Below are 21767 nucleotides of genomic sequence, written 5' to 3'. Positions count from 1 at the left end.
AATGTCTACAAATTTTGAAATGCTTAAAAAACAACTTGACGATGCAGTAGGATTAATTGAAAAAACGAATGTTGATTGGGAGAGTCATATAGGCTTACCTGAGTCATTTGGTTCTTTGAACGACATTCAATCACTTTTGGATCTTTGTGATAAAATTTGTAAAGAATATGAAGTTAAAAAAAAACCAACTATACGTATTATACATCATTTAGCGTGCAGTGGAGGGACTCTCATATCTAAATGTATTTCAGCTATGCCTAATGTATATTTGTTAAGCGAAGTTCATCCGTTCATAAATAGAGGTACAGGACTTGGAACTGATATTTCGACATTGACTAAATATGCAGGAATACCTAATCAAAGAAAATTAGCCGAAGGTTTATTTAAAGAATCAATCGATAAAGTTTATCAACATGTAAATGATTTAGGTGGTGCTCTTGTATTGCGTGATCATTCTCATGTCGATTTTAATACTAACGAGGAAATTCCCGAAAAGAGTAGAACTCTAGCTATATTAGAAGAAGACTATACTGTGCAATCCATTTTAACTATTCGTAATCCAATAGATTCTTATGAATCGCTTGTAAAAAATGGTTGGGTGCATTTTAAGCCAAGGACATTTGATGAGTATTGTTCCAGGCTATTGCAATTAATCAATAAATTTAAGAAAGAAGAAATATTTAAATACGAAGATTTTGTAAAGCAGCCGAAAGAACAAATGCAAATGATCACAAAAGCACTATCTCTGCCATATGATGATGATTTTGAAGATATCTTTGGAATATTTAAAGTGACAGGTGATAGTGGGAGAAGTTCTGATGTAATAAGTGATAGACCAAGAAGAGAGCTATCAGCAACTTTTGAAAATGAAATCATTAACTCCACAAACTTTCAAAGCATTATTGATGCAAATTATTTTAAAACCCAATAGAGTAAAGTGTTTCATATATTTGGAACAAACTGCATTAGGCAGACGCTTTTAAAAAAGGTCCAACATAAAATGAAAAACTACCCAATTGTAAGATAGAGTTAATTAAATTGCTCACTGTAAGCCATACCCTATAAATGTTTATCCAATTGGAACATTCAATATGAAGAATCAACCTAAAATTTATATCTGTACACCTTCATTTAACTCTGCAGAGACAATTGAGCAAACTATTTTGAGTGTTATAAATCAGAAGGGAAATTTTGAACTTTATTATCATGTTCAAGATGGAGGCTCTAAGGATTGTACTCTCGATATATTAAAACGTTATAGTGCATCTATTGAAAAGAGGAAAAGTGATAATCCTAAAATCCATTTCTCATTTGAATCTACTAATGATAACGGTATGTATAATGCAATTGTTAAGGGGTTTACTCGTTTTGAAATTCCATCTAATAGTTGGATGACTTGGATAAACTCAGATGATCAGCTTGAGCCCGATGCATTAAGTTATATCTCAGGTATTGATGCATCTAATATAAAAAATGTTAATTGGATAGGAGGGCAATCATCAGTTATATTAGAATCTGGAAAGCATATACACTCTTTTCAGCCATTAAATGCAGACATCATAAACACAGGCGTTGTGGATGGTTTATTCTGGGGATTTGTTCAACAAGAAGGTATGTTCTTCCGTCAATCTTTGTGGGATAAAATAGATCTGAAAAATAACTTTGCCAATTTTAAATATGCAGGGGATTGGAGTTTATGGCGTGAATTTTCTAAACATGAAATTTTTTACCAAGTAGATAAAATTTTAGGAAACTTTTATAAAAGAAAAGGTCAGCTATCTGAAGTGAATCGTGGAGGGTATATGGAAGAGGTAGATTTTACTATATCTGAAAGTCATCGACGTGATCTGTTCTTAAAAATACAAAAACAATCAGAGGTGCGTTATGAGCTAACAACTGACTACCATTTAATTGAAAAAAGCATTCTCCCTGCGATCCAGTATTGGCAACAACGAAGAAAAAAAGAAGATTTGATGAAAAACACAATAATTACTGAAAATATCATTGCATATGATAATCATTGGCAGTTTCCTGCTATTACTGAGCAGCATGCGTTTAATAAATTGAAAGAATATCTATATAAAACCAGTACTAATGTCATCTATTTTGCTTTCCCTTGGGCGACATTAATTGATTTACTCAATAATAATAAAGATAAAGGAGCTGAGTTAGAGGAAATATTATATTCTTTCAAGGAACAGCTAAAAAATAAAAAAGTTATAACAACATGTCAACACATTCATATGTTGAAATATCAATGTTTATTCGATAAAGTAGGAATTACTGATATATTTTGGACTCACAAAGTAGCAGCTCAGGACTGGTTACCTGATTACGAATCTATCAATATTCACCCTTTTCCCTTATATCCCGTGCAAGCAATTGATACTGATGAAAGTAAAGAAACTTCAATATTAGAGCGTAAGTATTTGTTCTCTTTTGTTGGGGCAAAAGCTAATCGTTGGTATTTGACTCAATCAAGAACTCATATTTTAGATCTATTATCAGGTTTTCCAAATAGCAAAGTCATTGGGCGAGACTCATGGCATTACAATAAAACAGTTTATGAACATCAAATCCATAATGAAATATCTAGTAAAATAGATTTAGTTGACAAAGATACATCTGAAGAGTTTAAACAAATATTAAATGATTCCATCTTTTCACTTTGCCCTTCTGGTTCTGGTCCTAACTCAATAAGATTATGGGAGTCGATTGGTTGTGGCGTAATACCTGTTATATTAGCTGATTCATATCAGCCCCCGGGAAATCAAAAGCTTTGGAATGAAGCTGTTGTATATTCGAAGGAAGATTCTGAATCGATTAAGCAGTTACCAGGGGTGTTAGCTGAAATTGCAAAAGATAAAGAATTACTCACTCGAAAACGTCATGCTCTTAAGCAACTGTGGTTGCTTTATGGGCCTGATTGTTTCGTTTATGATATTTTAAAAGAGTTTTTAAATAATTCGCCTAATGTTTTGTACAAATTTAAATCATTAAAGTCGCTAAAGTCTTTGGTCGATGATTATGAAAGTGGGAAATGCACCAAAGAAATGATCATGTTATCTTGTGTTTCTAAGCTGCTAATTGACGCCGATAACTTTTTTTTAGAATATACTCGCAGTGATTTAAGTAAACAAAGCGTTATAGAAATATTTGCAGAGGATAATAAATATTTCGAAGCTTTTAATAAAACACTTTTGCTTAAACACATAGAATTAATTTAAAGAGGGTTATTAAGTGAAAATTTGTCTAGTTGGAAAACATTCTAATAGAACACCATTTGCATATTCTGAATATAAGTTATTATTTAAAGAATCATTTACCTATGTTACTCGTCCAGAAAATGCAGACATTTTGATCTTTGGTTTTTTTATTGATATTAAAGAAAATATCGAGATAATAAAATATTCACTTAAAATGAACCCACAAATACAAATTGTGATTTTATCCGAGGAGCCCCTATGGGATACATTATGGAGCCCTGATTTCACAAGAAAAAAACAAAATGTCACGATTGAAGGAATAAACATAGAGTTTTATTTTTTAAATCATGAAACTACTGATATTTTCGATTTTGTAATGTTCCCTTATTTTCTTACGACTTCAAATGATTATATTGTCAGATATCACTGTCTATTTCAGCAAAACTCAAACTTAACAAATACTGAAATTAGATCTAGTTTAACTACCGCATCAATAGATAAAGCTTTTTATGCTGAACACCGTTTAGGTGACAAATATAATGTAGACTTTCCTCTCAATGATACTAGAGGTCTTTGCTCTTTTAGAACAGAATTAACTTTAAAGTTTCAAAATGAAGACGCATTAATTGTTGGGCGTGGGTGGGAGCAAACACAAAAACGACAAAAACTACCTGATTGGCATCTAGATAAGCTAGCAACTATCAGCTATAAAAGCCGTATAGTTTCAGCACTTGAAAATACACACCACCCTAAATATGTAACAGAGAAACTTTTTGATGCATTTGCAGCTCTCACTGTTCCTATATATTACGCTAGCAACGATCATCGCGTTAAAAAATTAGTTGATGATGGTTCTTATATTAATGTTTTTAACTTTTCAATAGATGAGGCTGAACTAAGTGTTCATCAATTTGAAGTTTCTGATGAATTCATCTCACTTTATAAAGGGCAACAGTCGAAACTAGCTAAATTATTTTCTGATTACAATGCCCTTAACAGGGAGAGAAGAACAGTAGTACAGAAAGTGCTAAATGAATTAACAATAATAAATACCCTACCGATTTCAATTTCGGTTTAAATGAGGCTCTAAATAGATGAATATTTTTATTTTTGCAAACTGTCATGGCCAAATATATAAAAATTACATTAATAAATATATAAATAAGAACATAAACTATAAATTAGATTATGCTATTTCATATGAAAGTTTAAAAGATTATGAGAAGCTTTTACCTACTTTCAAAGCTGCGGATATACTGATTATCCAGCCTGTTTCTAATTACAAAGAATTTACTTTAGAAAATTTAAATAATGTGATCAAAAAAGATTGTCTGGTAATCAGAGTACCTTTTGTAAGGTTTGATGGGTTTTGGCCTAAAGAAAAAGCTAAAGTTTTAAAAAAAATTGAGCATGCTGCTGTAACTGATTTCCCTAAAGTTAACACCACAAAAGAGATTGCAGATTATTTAACAGAACAAGTGACAGATTCCAAATTAATCTTTGATATTTTTAATTTAGCATTAATCAAACTCGCTGAAATTGAAAAAAGTGGAGATATTAAATTTTATGACTTTTTCTTAAAAAACTATAAAATGGTTCCATTGTTTAGAGACCAACTTCACCCTACAACTGTCTTTTTTGAACATTTTGCAGCTCAAATTATAGGTATAATTTCTGAGAAGAGAGGCTTAGAATTTAATGCAATAGATCAGAGAAAACCCGGTAATGCTCCCAAAGAGTATGGTCATTTTAGACCAATCAAGAATATTTTTGCTAAGGAGTTGGGGTTACAATATGACTTAAATTCTTATTTTATTTACAATAGATTTGAGTACTTAAGTAATATTTTAGCTTTTGAGAATGATGCTGATGAAATGCAGTTGGTAAAAAATATAAATGATCTAAAAAATATTGTATTTTCTAGGAAACCAAAAAAAGTTATTGAGAAAAATCCATATGAAAATTTACCTGAAAAAGCATTTTGGAAATTAGCGATTTCAAATAGAAGTATGTTTGATATTGACGGAATATGGTCCCCTAAATTTAATATTACTAAAACAGATAATATAGTTACCTTTGGTTCATGCTTCGCTCAACATATAGGAAATGCCCTTAAGCATAAAGGTTTCAACTGGTTAATTACCGAACGTCCTCCTGAATGTTGTAACCCTAGATTATCTAAGAAGTATAATTACAATATCTTTTCTGCACGTACAGCCAACATTTATACAACTTCATTGCTAATGCAGTGGACGGAATGGTCTCTCGGAATTAAGAAAGTACCAACGGAGATTTGGGAAAAAGAAAATCGTTTTTATGATCCGTTTCGCCCCACAATAGAACCTAATGGGTTTGAGTCAAAGTTAGAGCTAATTAACTCTCGTGAAGTAACTTTAAAAAGTTTTAAGAGTAGTATTGAAAAGGCGAGTTACTTTGTATTTACGCTTGGTTTAACAGAGAGTTGGTTTAATAAAAATAATTTTGAGTATCCGATGTGCCCTGGCACGGTCTCCGGTTTTTTCGATTCTGCACAGCATGTATTTGTTAATCAAGATTATAATCAAATCTCTTCTAGCTTATTAGATGCAATTGCTTTGATGAGGCAAATAAACCCTGATTTGAAATTTATTATTACGGTTTCCCCCGTGCCTCTAACAGCTACAAATACGGATAAACATGTTGCGGTAGCAACTATGGGCTCAAAATCGATATTGAGAGCAGTAGCTGAGAAGCTAACGCAAGCTTTTGATTATATTGATTACTTCCCTTCATACGAAATTATTAACAGCCCTATATTTAAAGGTGTGTTTTTTGAACCCAATCAAAGAAGTGTGAATCCTTTCGGTGTTAATTTTGTTATGGAAAATTTTTTTAAATGTTTAGAATCTAAATTTGATAACTCTAAAAATAGAACTCAAGTAGTTAAAAGTTCTTATAAAAAGATTGAAGTATCCGAAGACGTTGTTTGTGAAGAGGAATTACTTGCTAATTTTGGGGATGAAAAATGAAAAAAGTATTAGTATTTGGTGACAGCCATGTTGGGTCTTTAAAAGGGGTAGGTCATCAATTTAAAAGTGATTTAGTTAAGTTTGATTTTGTCGGATTTCCTTTACCTATTGCTAAAATGTTAGTTATTGACTCTAATGGGTTGGCAATACGCCCAATAACTGAATTAGAAAGGTGTGCTAATAATACGGAACTTGAAAAATGGTACAAGCAGATACATAGGCTAATTCACTCTATAGATAAGAGCGGGGTTATTAAGCTGATTAATTATGATTATATATTCGTTTATGGAGGTCGATTTTTATATCATAATTGGTATAATTTAACCTTCCCTGATACATCTTACAGTTCAGGTTTTTTAGAGGAATATGCTTCTCAAATAATTAGCCCAACATTGCATTATAAATGGTTGTTACAGATTAAAAAAGCATTAGGGAATAAATTAAAAGTTATATCTATTCCTGAACCTATACTGAATGAGCTTGTTTGGAATTATGATGGTGTAGTTGCGCAAAATACTGATTATTTGGCTTTAATTCCAAATGGCGCCAAATATTCTGAGTGTATATATAATGTCACTAAAGTACTTACAAAAAAAGGAATAGACCTGTTACCATTGCCTGTTGAGTTATTTGTTGATGATAAAGCTGTTGCCGCGAAATACAAGTCAACAAACCCTATTGACTTTATTCATTTAAATACAGAAGGCGCTAAATTAGTTTTAGACAATATCACCAAGTATATTTTAAATTAATATATCAGATTATGGAAAATCAATTTAACCTATTAATATATTCTTATAGGATCTATTAATGAATTAAAGTGATAAGAAGTCATTTATTACCTTGTAGTGGCTAATAAACTGTGTTCACCTTTTTATATTCAACCTAGCACCTTTGTTCTGGCTTATTTCGTAGAAAGCTAGATTTATAGCAAATGCAGAATATATCGTAATCGTAGTAGCATAATTAATTTGGCCATCCACGTAGGGGGGATAAATCTAAATGTGATTTATAGGGAAGGTTTTTCATAAATATGAAAATATCTTAATTTTTGGTATTTATAACTTTAGTCGCATGGTTATTTAATTGCTGTCAGAATATATGTTAAGTAAATGACTTAATTTAAATTGAACGAGAGGATGTGTGCAAATGAAAAAAGCATTAATTACCGGTGTCACTGGACAAGACGGCTCATACTTAGCTGAATTTTTATTAGAAAAAGGCTATAAAGTACATGGAATTAAACGGCGTGCTTCTTCATTTAATACTCAACGTGTAGATCATATCTATGAAGATGTGCATGTAGAGAATGCACACTTTAAATTACATTATGGTGATCTAACCGACTCGTCAAATTTAACTCGAATCATGAAAGAAGTACAACCTGACGAAGTATATAATCTTGGTGCTCAATCACACGTTGCTGTTTCCTTCGAAGCTCCAGAATATACAGCTGATGTGGATGCAATGGGGACATTACGTCTATTAGAGGCTATCCGCTTTTTAGGCTTAGAAAAAAAGACTAAGTTTTATCAAGCATCAACTTCAGAATTATACGGTGAAGTGCAAGAAATCCCGCAAAAAGAAACTACTCCTTTCCATCCTCGTTCTCCTTATGCTGTCGCTAAAATGTATGCGTATTGGATTGCGGTTAACTATCGCGAGTCTTATGGTATATATGCTTGTAATGGTATTTTGTTTAATCACGAATCACCACGTCGCGGAGAAACCTTTGTAACACGTAAAGTTACCCGTGCGGTTGCTAATATAGCCCAAGGAATAGAGCCTTGTTTATATCTAGGTAATATGGATGCACTTCGTGATTGGGGTCATGCAAAAGATTACGTGCGCATGCAGTGGATGATGTTACAGCAGGAAAGTCCTGAAGACTTTGTTATTGCCACCGGTAAACAAATCTCTGTACGCGAGTTTGTCCGAATGTCTGCAGCAGAAGTTGGAATACAGCTTGAGTTTTCTGGAGAAGGTATAAATGAAATTGCAACAGTAGTTGCAATAAAAGGTGATGATGCACCTGGTGTTAAAACAGGTGATGTGATTGTTAGAGTGGACGCCCGTTATTTTCGCCCAGCAGAGGTAGAAACTCTATTAGGCGACCCTACAAAAGCTAAAGAAAAACTTGGCTGGATTCCTGAAATTACTGTTGAAGAAATGTGCGCTGAAATGGTTGCGTACGATTTAAGTAAAGCTAAACAGCATGCTTTATTAAAACAGCATGGTTATTCTATTTCAGTTGCTAAAGAGTAAAACTGATGTTATGTAGTTTAGTGATTTCAAGGGCTATTCATTTAAAGGTACTGCGAAATTTCGCTCGTATATTTGCATTCTAAGTATCTATTTTGGAGTTTCTAGTTCACGGTTGATATTTATATAGAAAATATGTAAATATTAATTTTACAGGGAATTTTAAAATACACTTCAATGTATTATATTAATAGACAATACATTGAAGTGTAGCATGGTCCTTTTTTTAGTTTAAATTATGTAAGCTTAAGGCTTATATTAAGGAGTATATTGAGTTCGATATCTAAGTTTTTTAAACAATTTGACCGTGTTATTTGTTTATCTCTTCCTAGTTGCATTGAACGTAGACAATATATGGAGAATTTCAAATCACAGTACAAAATATCGAATTTTGAATTTTTCAATGCTGTCGGTGCTACGAGTGATCAAGTTGTTGATTTTTATAAAGCGGATCTAGTTAAAAAATTTCCAAGCTGTTTTAGGTGCAAGAAGCTCGTATGTGGTAATGACGACTGCAATAATACGTTGATTCCATCTCAAGTTGCGACGTTCCTTACCTATGCCAATCTTTGGCAGTATATGAAAGATAATAAAATCAATAACGCACTAATTGTTGAAGACGATATTGTTTTGGTACAGCAGGCTGAACGTTTATGCGATGAGGTTTTGAACAATCACACTTTGGCTAAATCAGAACTGTTTGATTATAAACCAATGTTAGTACGATTTGGTTGGGCACTGTCGAGTGAGCATACTAGCCTTGACGAAGTGAGTTTATATTTTAATAAAGTTCGGATGTCGAACCCTGTACACGCAATCAATTTAGAAATGGCTAGTTATTTACTGAAGGGATTCAAAAAAGTAGAAACGACTGTCGATGTATACCAGCATAAGATGATGGCAAATGAGAGTAACTCTATAACTGTTTATCCTCCGTTATTTTATGAGATGTCTTGGAGTACTGGCGAAGTTGAGTCACTGATTCATCCGAAGTTAGTAAGGCTAGATTTTTTATCTAATAATTCGCAAGATCATACACCTGAATATGAAATTGCAAAAAATAAGTTAGAACAGCATTGCAAACATACATCAGTTTACCCCATTTTAGCGTTAGGTCATCCGCGTTGTGGCTCAGGTTATACCGCTAAGCTCCTAACCGTGTTTGGGCTTGATGTTGGGCACGAAAAAATGGGTTATGATGGTATTTGCTCATGGATGTTCGCAGTGGATGATGATTATCCTTTCGCCCTAAATGATGAAGCGGCTAATAAACGTTTTAAATATTTTAAACATATTATTCATCATGTTCGGTCTCCTATTGATGCCATTCCAAGCATTATGCGTGATAGTGAGTTTTCTAACCTTTCTCATCAATTCAGGCGTAAACATATTAAATCAGCATTTAATATTGATATTGATGATTTTAATAACCCATTAGCAAGTGCTATTGCAAGTTATGTCTACTGGAATTTATTAATTGAAAAAATAGAGCCACAATGTCGCGTTAGGGTTGAGGATCAACAAGAACACTTACATCAGTATTTATTAGATAACTTATTAATTAGTAAGTTAAATTTGTCTGAAGCTGAAATGCCTACTGCTGACATAAATAAAGATAAAAAATATAAAGGGGTAGTTTATCGTAAGCCTTTTATAGAAGAGCAAGACTTTAATAGTGTTCCAAAACACTTGATGGAAAAATTAAATGCTCTTTGCAGTAGATATGGATATTCGAATTTCCCAACAATTGAGAAGAAACTAATGACTAATGAATCATCAGTAACAAATGAATTGGATCGTTTTACGAAGCTTACGCTTAAGCCTCAAGGCTGGTGCGAATCGGTTAAACAACAGGTTCCAGTTGATGTCTCTGGAGACGCATTACCTTGGTGGACTTATCCATCGATTGAGTTTATGGAAACTGTCATATCTCAAAATACTCGAGTATTTGAATTTGGCTGTGGCAATTCTAGCTTATGGTGGCAAAAACGAGTGTTTCAGGTTGTTAGCGTAGATCATGATTTAGAGTGGGTAAATAAAATACTACCTAACATTAATCGACCTCATCATTTGTACCATAAGGGCTCGGGTATTCAATCTTCATTAGAAGGGCAAAAAATATATCAGCAATACGCTGATAGGCGACCAAGGGGTGAGTTTGATTACGATGACGATAAAATCACACGTAGAGGTTTAAATGATATTGATTTTATTGGTTATGCGGAATCAATATTGGCTCAGCCAGGTTATTTCGACTGTATAGTAATTGACGGAATGGCTCGTCGACTTTGTGCTCACTTCGCAGTTAAAAAATTAGCTAAGAATGGGATTATTATTTTTGATAACTCTAATAGAAGTGATTATATCGAGGGGTATCAATATTTAGTTGAAGAAGGTTTTTATCAGATTCGATTATCAGGAGCAGTAGCTGGAGCCGCTTTTCCTTCTTGCACTTCTATCTTTATTAAAAGTATTGAGTCTTTACCCAAAGTAGTATTTAAAAAACCATTATTTGATATTCCAGAGTATTAATAATAAATATAGAGATTAAAAATGAAAAGAATGTATGTAGCTGGTCATAATGACATTCTAGGTTCGGCAATTGTTCGACACCTACAAAAGCAAGAAGATTTATAAGTAATTAATAGAACACGTAAAGAAATAAACTTAACCTCTCAACAAAATGTTTTACATTTTTTGAAACAGAAAAAATTGATCAAGTTTATTTAGCAGCAGCTAAAATAGGGGAATTGTTGCAAACAATACTTATCCCGCAGACTTTATTTATGAGAACTTAATGATTGAATGCAGTATTATTCACTCTGCTCACTTAACTGGCATTTAACAGTTATTGTTTTTAGGCTCTTTTTGCATATATCCCAAAATTGCAGAGCAACCAATGAAATAAACTGCTTTGCTAACAGGTACTCTTGAAGAAACCAATGAACCTTATGATATTGCCAAAATAGCAGGGATAAAGTTATGTGAATCATATAATCGACAATACGGAAGAGATTACCATTCGGTTATGCCTACAAATTTGTATGGGCCCCATGATAATTTTCACCCTGAAAATTCTCATGTTATTCCCGCGCTTTTAAGGCGCTTTCATGAAGCTAAATTAAACAATGATAGTGAAGTTTTAGCCTGGGGCAGTGGTAAATCTATGCGAGAGTTTTTACATGTAGATGGTATGACTGCTGCCTCGATTCATGTAATGATTTTAAGTGTAGAACTTTATGAAGAAAATACTGAACCATTGCTTAGCCATATCAATGTTGGTACAGGTGTAGATTGCACTATACGAGAGTTGGTTGAAACAGTTGCTAAAGTAACAGGTTTTAAAGGTAATATTAATTTTGATGCAACAAAACCAGATGGAGCTCCACGTAAACTAATGAATGTTGAACGCTTGGAAAATTTGGGCTGGAAATATAGTTATAACCTTGAACAAGGGCTAACTCAATCTTATAAGTGGTTTTTAGAAAAACCAAGATCAATACTGAAGTTAAAAAGAATTAGCTGTTTTCAGCTGGATAATATAGTAAATACTACTAACCAGTTTATTAAATGATGTACACTTAAATAGTGTAAGTAGATTTTCTTATTAGTCGTCTGTCTGCTTACTTAAACAATTCAATTAGGAACGAATATGCTCAAAAAAGCCATTAAAAAACTTATTAAAATAAAGAAGCCCATTAATAATTATCAATTTAACATTGATGCAGTGTCAGAAAACCGTATCACTGGTTGGGTGTTAAACAGTGCGCAGTTGGCTAAGGCGGTTAACGTAGAAGTAAAGTCAGAAGGAAAATTGCTATGGTCTTCGGTTGCTAATGTTTTCAGAGAAGACCTTAAAAGTAAATCTATAGGAAATGGCAAGCATGGCTTTGTTATTACCCCAAAACTGTCAAGTTTAACTGGTAAAGTAAACGAAATTGACATTTATTTTGACGGTATTAAAGCAAATAAAAAGTCTATTCCTTGCATTTTCATAGGTACATCAAAAACAATTGAAAACGGTAATATACCAAATCAAGTTAAAAATAATATCAATGACGAAATTCAAATACATATTGATCACATTTCTACTGAAAAAATTATCGGTTGGGCTAAGAGAAAAGACTCTACTACACATCGGGTAAATGTTGAGTTAAAAATTGGTGATGTTGTTTTAGGAGCTGGCAAAGCGAGTTCATTTAGGCAATCTATTAAGAATGCAGGCATCGGAGATGGTTGTTACTGCTTTGAAATTAACCCTGTTGTTCACCTTTTTACTAATGAAAATGTAACTTGTGATTTATATATAGATGGTCATAAAGTTAAAACAAAAGCCATAAACTTAAGCGTACCAACCGCTGAATTTGAGCAGGCAAAATACTTACATAAATATGAAAATGAATTAGATACCTTTTCCACGGCAGTAAAATTAGAAATGGAAAGGTTAAAAGCTGATGTTGAAAGTAATATTGATGGAGTGTCAAATAACGCAACTTCGGTTTCTCTTGAAAATATTGCGACATTATCTGTAAGAGTAAATCAATTAGAGCAAATATTACTGAAGCATTTTTCAATAAAGTAAAAATTTTCAAATAAGTATAACTATTACAAAATGCTAAGAGGCTGTTGTGAAAAAATCTCATTATAAAGGATATATAGATTGGGTATCCTCAGGTTTTGTTCGAGGCTGGGTATTTAACCCTGAGAATAACAATGAAGAATGTTCATTTTCACTTAAACTTAATGATGAAATTATTGTAGAAAGCAAAGCTAACTTGTTTAGAGCAGATGTAAAAAAAGCAGGCTTTGGTAATGGTAAATACGGTTATTGTATAAAGCATGGTTTAACTAAAGAGCATGTAGAAGATAAAGAGCTAACGTTATTAGATAAAAACGGAAATCAAATTGGTAAATCCCATATTATCAAATCTGCAATTGGGGTTGAACCTGAAATTTCAAGAGTTTCAATTGAAAATGAGGTTTTAAGTTTTTACGTAAACGTGAATGATAATATCGGGTTAACCTTTCAAGTTTTTCATGAAAATAGTCTATTTGCACAGGAAAATAAACAACTAGTTAAAGGTAAGAATGAATTAAAGTTTAAATGTCCAATTTCCTGTTTTAAGGATGAATTTTCACATTTTACTATCGGCGCAAAAGAAATTATTGATGCGCTATGGTCTAACCGTATCAAAACTCGTAATGTAGATTCTAGTTCAAATACTGCCTTAAAAGGCTATATTGATATGATTTCCTCTGGTTTCATAAGAGGCTGGGTATTTAATAAAAATGAACCTGACGTTTCTGTAAATTATAAATTAGAAATCAATGGGGAAGTTTTTTTTGAAGGAACTGCTAGTCAATATCGAGCTGACCTTGAAAAAATTGGATTTGGCAACGGTAAGCATGGTTTTTGCGTCGAACACAAGTTGCCAGGAAACGCACTTCAGGGAAATGTAATACGTTTATTAGATACAAATAACATTGAACTCATTAAACCACAAGTTATCTATAGTAAATTCATAACTAACGCTAAATCAAATGCTCAAGTTATTGATGTTAATTTAGCTTTAAATGAGCTCTGTATAGAGATTGAAAGTTCTAGTGCTAATGAAATTATCTTACAAATATTTGATGATGGTTTCCGAATTTGCCAAAAGAAAATATCACTTCGAAATGGTAATAATATAGAAACAGTCCTATTACCCAAAGAATTGCTAAATAATAAAAAACATGAGATCACAATTGGTCGAGGTGATTGTATTGAGTACCTTTGGTCAGATCAAATATTGTTAGAGGAGTCCCTTTTAGAGCATCAACCTAATGCTCTTAATTCCTCTTTAAAAGGCTACATTGATTGCGTCTCATCAGGCTTCATCCGTGGTTGGGTTTACAATAAAAATAAACCAAAAGAACACATTGACTACTCAATTGAGCTTGATGGCAAAATCATCAGTTTTTCCACTGCGTATGACTACCGTAAAGATTTGATTGATGCTGGAATTGGTAATGGTGAACATGGTTTTTGTTTTAAACATGATAAACAATCAGAGGAATTGTCAGGAAAAATTTTAAGGTTATTAGACTCTGAAGGGGCTCTTGTAGGTAAGTCTTTTCAGATTGGTAAAAACAACAAGCCTCAATTTAAAATAGTTAATTTGAGTATATATCAGCACTTGTTGATAATAGACGTTGATGTAGAAATTGCTGCTAAACTTACCTTTCAATGTTTTTTTGACACCGATCGTTTCTTTCAAAGAGAACTTTCACTAGGTATTGGCCTTAATGTTCTTGAAGTTCCTTTACCCGAACAAACTGATACTCATCATGATAAAGTATTAACGATAGGTGTATTAGAGTTTATTGAGCCCATATGGCAACAGGTAGTTCACTTACCTCAAAGCAGTTTAGATCTTTTTTCTAGTGGGCCATTATCAATTGAGTATTTTTGTGCAACTGATCAACAGTCTGTTATAAAAAGAGCAAGATTAGAAGCTTATCAATTGCGACTAAGTACAAACAATAACTCTGATGATATCGATTATGGTTCATATTACCAATGGTTAAATAACCCTGTTAGCTGTCCTCCTAAGCTTATGCTGCAAGATCATGAAAAACCACAGATATCCATTGTTTTATTAGCCAACCAATCATTTGATTACTACGTTAAAGTTATTTCATCCCTTATTTTATCCGTGAGCAAAGTGAAATTTGAAGTTATTACAAGTGTACAATCTAATTCTCAAACTTACCTACATTTAAGAGAACATGCTCCTAACTTGATTTTGATTACAGATGAAACCGATGTCATTTCCCCCTTAAAAGTATGCGTCAATAAAGCTTCAACTGAAAAACTATTATTTATTAATTACGCTAATGAAATTTGTTCTGGATTTCTAGATGAATTGTATAAGAGAAGTGAATACAATTTTTCACTAGTTACGGCATCATTAATAAATGAAGAGTTAGAAGTTGTAGAACAATCATATTTAGATTTTGAAACTATAGGTACTCAATTATCTATTAATCATCCTGAAAATAGTTATTTTAGAAAGATAGATGCAATAACCATATCCCCTTTTATTATTGATAAAGCTATTGTGGAGCAGTATTTACTCGGTTACGAGGGGGAGGAGGAACAATGGCAATTTGGGCTTGCATTATCAGAGTTTCTAATACAAAAAAACATAGATTTATTTTTTACTCCCTTTGCACAAAGCTTTAAGGTATTAAATGTTAATCAAAATTCAGAATCATTAAATATAAATGAACCAGCCCAAAGTTTTAGTGAAAAATTTGAACAGTATAAAATCGAACAAGATAAAAGGGGATGTGATTTACGCCCAACAATTTTATTGATTGATAGATCTATACCTAGACCGGATAGGGATGCAGGCTCTTTCGCCGCGGTTAATGATATTAAGTTATTACAATCACTTGGATTCCATGTCGTTTTTATTCCAAATGACTTTCTATATAGCATTCGTTATACCGAACAACTCCAATACATAGGCGTAGAGGTTGTATATGCACCTTACTTTGCTTCTCCTTTTGAGGCGTTGGAATACTATCTACCTAAGGTGAGCTGTATTTATATAACTAGATACCAAAATGTAGAGAAATATTTACCAACTATAAAAGCATTCTCAGAAAATGTTCCTGTACTGTTTAATAATGCAGATTTACATTTCCTAAGAGAGATGCGTCAAGCTCATTTACATAACGATAAATTCTTGCTTGAGAATGCAGAAAAAACAAGAGAACGAGAAGTTGAAGTAATGAAAAGTGTAGATGCAATATTATCTTATAATGAAATTGAGCATGTAGTTATAGCGTCACATACTTTTAAAACAGAAAACATCTTTAAAGGCCCCTGGGTTTTATCGGAAAAGACAAGTGGGAAACCCTTTATTGAAAGGGAAGGTGTATCATTTTTAGGAGGCTATGATCATCTCGCTAATGTACAGGCATTCGAATATTTTATAAAAGACATATTACCTGTAATTGTTGAAAGAACCCCTGATATTAAGTTTTATTTTTATGGCTCTAATATGCCCGAGCATATGAAGAATTTTCAGCATGATAATGTCATCATGGTCGGTTATGTTGAGTCTTTAGGTGAAGTTTATGCTAATCACAGGGTGTTTATTGCTCCTTTATTATTTGGAGCGGGTGTGAAAGGCAAAGTTCTTGAATCTGCAGCATATGGTCTGCCTTCGGTTTTATCCCCTATTGCTGTTGAAGCAACAGGTTTAATTCATAACGTGAGTACTTTAGTTGCGACCACTACTGAAGAATGGGTAACTTATATAGAAAAATTGTACTTAGATAATTACTTATGGGATGAAATAGCTAAAAATCAAAAACAGTTAGTAAATAGCCAATATAGTTTTGAAAATGCTCAAGAACAGTTTAAAATGGCCATAGACTATGTAGGTATTAAACTCCCCTATGGTAACTAACCTTATCTTATCTATCGCCCTGATTATAAAATTACGATATAATTTGCAGTGTTATCATTAAGTTAATGCCAAATGATGGAATTTGTGCAATAAATATAGAGTAGATTTTGAATACTTCACTGGCTCGACTTTAGTTGACGACAGTACAAAAAAACAAGTGAATATGAATATGGAATGGTGCAATTGGAAAATTGCTTTACTTGAGCATGAAATTACTTGATAACGTAAACTTTAAGAGGAGTTTACTTTAAAAATGCACACTTCTTTCTATACTTCTACTATATAAGCACCGTTAAAACTAAGAAACCTCTCCAACACTATTTAGATAAATATGATCAAACAATTAAAAAAATTTATTAAGAAGTTAAAACAAAAAAGAATTAAATCCACTATTGTACAATCAGGATTATTTGATGAATCATGGTATAAGAATAAATATGTTGATCTGAAAGATCAAAATATTGATGCCGTGGACCACTATTTGCAGTTTGGTTATTTAGAAGGCCGGGACCCTAGCCCTAGTTTCAATACAAGCTATTATCTTAGCAACAACCATGATGTGAAACTTAGTGGTATGAATCCGTTATTACACTTTATTTTAGCTGGTAAAATTGAGGGAAGGAGATGTTTGCAGCCATTGGATTTTGACTGTTTAACTTCAGAAAAAGAGGCTGCTAAAACCAAGTTAACTCTTATTCAGCATGATAATTCTCTTAAAATGCAAGAGAGACCTTTAGTCGGGGTATATGCATATATAACAGATATTTCCATTTTATCTGAGCTTATTAAAAGTTTGAGACTAGTTTCTGATGTTAGTGTTGTTTGTCTATCGACTACATCTAAAATTAAGGATGCTGTGAACTTTGAACTCGTCAATATACTCCCCAACCTTAAAGTTAACTTTATAACAGAGTTTTCAAATCATAATGACGCGTATTTACAAGCATTAGAGGTAGTTTTCAATAATCAAATTGAATTGTTGTTGCATATACAACAAGACGATCTCTTAGCAAGTGATTTGTCAAAAAAGCCTCATTCTAATTTAATTCCGTTGATTGCTAATTTGAATGTGATCAATGATATTTTTTATGCGTTTAATGAGCACGATGATATAGGTTTTATTGGGGGAGGGAGCGCTTTTTTAAATAATGTCCCAAACTCAAACGTAGAAAAGTCTTGTTTAATCAACTGTATTAACTCTATAGGCTTTAAGGAAGATCCTACGGTTGATTATGGTGGCTTTGTTAGCAGTTCTTATTGGGCTCGCGTGGAGCATTTACTGCCATTGTTAAAGTTACAAGGTAGCGATTATTCCACTGGTAAACAAACGTTAAATATAGATAATTTGCACGGCATACTTGCAAAAATGAGTAATGCAAGATTTGCTTTATCTTTTTCTAGAAATAACAAGATTGATTCGTTTTCAGTTATAGCAATACCTAGGCGTATGCAAAGTGACTACTTAATAAATAGTGATAAAGGAAAACTAGACCAACAGCTTATAAGTGCTAAAGAAGACTTTGACTACTTATCGAACTCGGGCTTAGATTATCAATTATATGGAGCTAAGCTTGATGGGTTTCTGTTAGAGCCAATTAATTACTATGTTAGATATGGTGTCTTCTTTGGTGACGAATTATCAGAATCATTTAATTCAAAACTTTATAAATACGAACACCTTGACAATTCAAATGGTACTAACCCATTTATAAACTATTTAAAAGTTGGCCAGCGTAAGCGCGAAAAAACATTCCCAAATGTTAATAGCTTTCAACAGAACAAAAATATTGTTCTGCAATCAGGCCTTTTTGATTCAGAATTTTATCTAAAAGAAAACCCGGACGTTTTAGCTAAAAATATTGATCCACTTGAACATTTTTGCGTATATGGCTGGCGTGAATTACGAGAACCTAATCCTAACTTTGATTTATGGCAATATTGGCAAAGGCATTTAGATAGTACTCAAGAATTAATTAACCCTTTAGTTCATAGTATCATTAATGAATATAACGAACCTGTCGAAGCTATAGAATTAAGTAAAGGCCTCAGTTATGAGAGTCATCAGGAGATTAGAAGAGTCTGCCTTTTTGCTGGTTATGATAGTCAAGGTGTAATAGATACTTATGTTGTTGATTATTTAGCCGAAATTTCAAAATACGCTGATATTTATTATTTAGCTGATAGTGAAATTTTAGCTGATGAAATGAACAAGATTTCCCACATTGTGAAAGGAGCTTGGTCATTTAGACATGGAGCTTATGATTTTGGTTCCTATGCTAAATTGGCTTTGCACCTGGTTGGCTGGGAAAATATTTGCGATTACGATGAATTGATTTTAGCAAACGATAGTTGTTACCTGATTGATAAGTTAGGACCCGTTTTTGATAAAATGGACCAACAAGAATGTGATTGGTGGGGAATGCAAGCTACTAAAGGTTTATTTAGGACTCGTGAAAAGGAGTCGAATAGTTTTGCTGAGAACATACCTTTATCTGTTGTAAAAGAACGCTATCTCGAATCTTATAATCAAGAATATATGTATGACTTCCATATAGGCTCTTATTTTTTAACATTTAGAAAAGAAGTACTATTAGGGGGGGATTTAGAGGAAGTATTTAAGTCTGTAAAGAAAGAAAAAAATAAACTTAATATTATTCGCAAGTATGAGATTGGTTTAACACAAAGACTGATTAATGCAGGTTTTAATTTTTCATGTTTTATTGATGAACTTTATACATTTCACCCTATTTATACAAATAACCATTTTGCTTTAATTGAACAGGGATTCCCGTTTTTAAAACGATTTTTATTAACAGAAAACCACTATAAAATACCTAATTTATATGAATGGGAAAATAAATTAGAGCATTTAAAGCCGGGGATTAATTTAAAGCCTATAAATGACAACATATTACGAATAGCAGATAACGAAAAACTATATCGCAACCTTAATATTACACTAGATAGTGAAGGTGAACCTCAATACCCTGAGCTACTTACTGATGAGCAGTTTAAACAATGCGATTTACATTGTGAAAAGCATGATGATTGGTGGGTATTCCCCGTTTGTGCTTATGATAATAATTTTACGGGTAATGAAAGAGCATTATTTGAGCAGGTTAAAAATGATAAATCCATTAAAAAAATAATTCTTACGCGTAAAAATCATATTGATATTGAAGGTGATAATGTTGAAATAGTTCCTCTTAAAAGTAAGGCTGGGCAAGAGTTTTTGCTTGGTAGTAAATATATTTTTATTAAACATACTGCACAAAGAAATACTGTTTACCCATTAGATCCAAAGCAACATTTCTTTATTAACCTATGGCATGGTATTCCATTAAAGCGAATTGGATATACTTCTAAAGATTTGCAGCATTTGTTAGAGCCATTGGGTGAAGAACATGCGAAGCATCATAGTGTTATCTGTTCATCAGATGTCGACAGATTAGCGATGGCATCTGCGTTTTACCCTTTAACATATAACGATATGTGGATAACAGGTTTGCCAAGAATCGATTTAGTTCTTAAAAGCATAGGACAACTTCCAAGTGATTTATTGAAAGAACTCAATTATATAAAGGAACGTGTTGGGAATAAAAAGTTAATCCTCTTTTGCCCTACATTTAAAAATGGGCAGGATGGGAGCTATTATAGATTTACACCTCTAGATAAATTACGTTTAGAGACGTTTTTAAAAGATAATAATTATATACTAGGCATTCGTGAACACATGGCTGATAAAGCCAATAGTTATTATGCTAATTTGTCAGAACTACCTGTTATTAATTTAAACAATAATAAAGTATCTAACATTGAAATGATTTATAGGGTAGCAGATATATTAATTACAGATTACTCGAGCTGCTTTATTGATTTTATGGTAACAGGAAAGCCTATTTTCTCATTCGCTTATGATTATGAGCATTATATTAATAGCGAAAGAGGTTTGTTTTATGATTTAGAGTTTGCGGTACCAGGTAAAGTTTGCAAGTCTTTTGATGGCTTAATTAAGGGGTTGCAGGCGCTAATCGAAGAACCTGACAAGCACATATCAAAAGGTGAATATCAATTTAAACAAAATCTGTTCTTTAAATATCTTGATGCTAATAATTCGCAGAGACTAGTAGATAAAATAAAAGAGCTTTATAAGAAGGAACTATAATGACCAAAGTGATTACTTATGGAACGTTTGATATGTTTCATATTGGGCATTTAAATTTATTAAAAAGGCTAAAGAGTTTAGGTGATGAACTTATTGTGGCTGTATCAACAGATGAATTTAACTTGCTTAAAGGTAAAAAAACACTAATACCATGGCAACAAAGGGCCGATATAGTTGCGGCAATTAAGTATGTCGATAAGGTGATACCTGAAGAAAGTTGGGAGCAAAAAATTGAAGATATTAATAAATACAATATTGATACATTTGTAATTGGCAACGACTGGGAAGGTAAATTTGATTTTCTAAAGGAACATTGCAATGTTGTATACTTAGAAAGGACTGAAGGTGTTTCAACAACTTTACTTAAGAACTCTTTAAGTGCCATTAGAAATATATCCAAAAAAGATTTGATAAATGCTCTGGACATACTTGAACAACTCAGAGCTGATCTTGAGTAGTTTAATACTATAAGGTTGTAACTAAATAACCCTTGAATTCGTTTAATTTAAGCGATTTTATAATATTACATACTGTAAAAAGCCTTTGGGCATAATTAATTTTAAGAGACTTAATGTTGTCGATTAACCAATTTAAAAATCTAGTAAAAAAAATCCCTTATCTGTCTTTCTGTTATTGGCGAATGATGCGTGTGGTCAATCATTTC

11 protein-coding genes and 1 pseudogene are annotated in these 21767 nt (G+C 32.6%); all 12 read left to right on the top strand.

Going from position 1 to position 21767, the window contains the following annotated elements; genetic code table 11:
* Position 1: 1 nt before the first annotated feature.
* The 12 genes and pseudogenes from RGQ13_RS14390 (at position 2) to tagD (ending at position 21561) form a co-directional block, all read left to right on the top strand.
* Positions 2–931 (top strand): hypothetical protein, encoded by a 930-nt coding sequence (locus RGQ13_RS14390; RefSeq protein WP_348390438.1) that lies wholly within the window; start codon positions 2–4, stop codon positions 929–931.
* 160 nt (positions 932–1091) lie between these two features.
* Positions 1092–3227, top strand: a complete 2136-nt coding sequence (locus RGQ13_RS14385; protein ID WP_348390437.1) for an exostosin domain-containing protein — start codon at positions 1092–1094, stop codon at positions 3225–3227.
* A gap of 13 nt (positions 3228–3240) precedes the next feature.
* A complete protein-coding gene (locus RGQ13_RS14380) occupies positions 3241–4284 on the top strand; it encodes a glycosyltransferase family 10 domain-containing protein (RefSeq protein WP_348390436.1) in 1044 nt (347 codons plus the stop codon).
* 16 nt (positions 4285–4300) lie between these two features.
* Positions 4301–6214, top strand: a complete 1914-nt coding sequence (locus tag RGQ13_RS14375) for a GSCFA domain-containing protein (protein WP_348390435.1) — start codon at positions 4301–4303, stop codon at positions 6212–6214.
* Entirely contained in the window at positions 6211–6966 is a 756-nt protein-coding gene (locus tag RGQ13_RS14370; protein ID WP_348390434.1) for a hypothetical protein, read from the top strand. Before RGQ13_RS14375 ends, RGQ13_RS14370 begins: the two co-directional genes overlap by 4 nt.
* Positions 6967–7363: 397 nt before the next feature.
* The gene (gene gmd / locus RGQ13_RS14365; RefSeq protein WP_348390433.1) at positions 7364–8479 is read left to right on the top strand and encodes a GDP-mannose 4,6-dehydratase; all 1116 of its coding nucleotides are present in this window, start codon (positions 7364–7366) and stop codon (positions 8477–8479) included.
* 267 nt (positions 8480–8746) lie between these two features.
* Positions 8747–11008, top strand: coding sequence for a glycosyltransferase family 25 protein (locus tag RGQ13_RS14360; protein WP_348390432.1), 2262 nt, complete (start codon positions 8747–8749; stop codon positions 11006–11008).
* A gap of 21 nt (positions 11009–11029) precedes the next feature.
* Positions 11030–12050: pseudogene (locus RGQ13_RS14355) on the top strand (GDP-L-fucose synthase family protein).
* A 78-nt stretch (positions 12051–12128) separates the two neighbouring features.
* Positions 12129–13058: a hypothetical protein gene (locus RGQ13_RS14350; RefSeq protein WP_348390431.1), complete on the top strand. Its 930-nt coding sequence runs from the start codon at positions 12129–12131 to the stop codon at positions 13056–13058.
* A gap of 46 nt (positions 13059–13104) precedes the next feature.
* A complete protein-coding gene (locus RGQ13_RS14345; protein ID WP_348390430.1) occupies positions 13105–16938 on the top strand; it encodes a glycosyltransferase in 3834 nt (1277 codons plus the stop codon).
* A 331-nt stretch (positions 16939–17269) separates the two neighbouring features.
* Positions 17270–21103, top strand: a complete 3834-nt coding sequence (locus RGQ13_RS14340) for a CDP-glycerol glycerophosphotransferase family protein (RefSeq protein ID WP_348390429.1) — start codon at positions 17270–17272, stop codon at positions 21101–21103.
* Positions 21103–21561 (top strand): glycerol-3-phosphate cytidylyltransferase, encoded by a 459-nt coding sequence (tagD, locus tag RGQ13_RS14335; RefSeq protein ID WP_348390428.1) that lies wholly within the window; start codon positions 21103–21105, stop codon positions 21559–21561. Before RGQ13_RS14340 ends, tagD begins: the two co-directional genes overlap by 1 nt.
* Positions 21562–21767: the final 206 nt, after the last annotated feature.

Source organism: Thalassotalea psychrophila, assembly GCF_031583595.1.
GTDB classification, from domain to species: domain Bacteria; phylum Pseudomonadota; class Gammaproteobacteria; order Enterobacterales; family Alteromonadaceae; genus Thalassotalea_A; species Thalassotalea_A psychrophila.
This window is presented reverse-complemented; position numbering and strand designations above follow the sequence as displayed.

What these genes read in the sequence shown, in the direction of transcription:
- RGQ13_RS14390 (WP_348390438.1), top strand. Translation starts at nt 2, where the DNA reads ATGTCTACAAATTTTGAAATGCTTAAAAAACAACTTGACGATGCAGTA.
- RGQ13_RS14385 (WP_348390437.1), top strand. Translation starts at nt 1,092, where the DNA reads ATGAAGAATCAACCTAAAATTTATATCTGTACACCTTCATTTAACTCT.
- RGQ13_RS14375 (WP_348390435.1), top strand. Translation starts at nt 4,301, where the DNA reads ATGAATATTTTTATTTTTGCAAACTGTCATGGCCAAATATATAAAAAT.
- RGQ13_RS14370 (WP_348390434.1), top strand. Translation starts at nt 6,211, where the DNA reads ATGAAAAAAGTATTAGTATTTGGTGACAGCCATGTTGGGTCTTTAAAA.
- gmd (WP_348390433.1), top strand. Translation starts at nt 7,364, where the DNA reads ATGAAAAAAGCATTAATTACCGGTGTCACTGGACAAGACGGCTCATAC.
- RGQ13_RS14350 (WP_348390431.1), top strand. Translation starts at nt 12,129, where the DNA reads ATGCTCAAAAAAGCCATTAAAAAACTTATTAAAATAAAGAAGCCCATT.
- RGQ13_RS14340 (WP_348390429.1), top strand. Translation starts at nt 17,270, where the DNA reads ATGATCAAACAATTAAAAAAATTTATTAAGAAGTTAAAACAAAAAAGA.
- tagD (WP_348390428.1), top strand. Translation starts at nt 21,103, where the DNA reads ATGACCAAAGTGATTACTTATGGAACGTTTGATATGTTTCATATTGGG.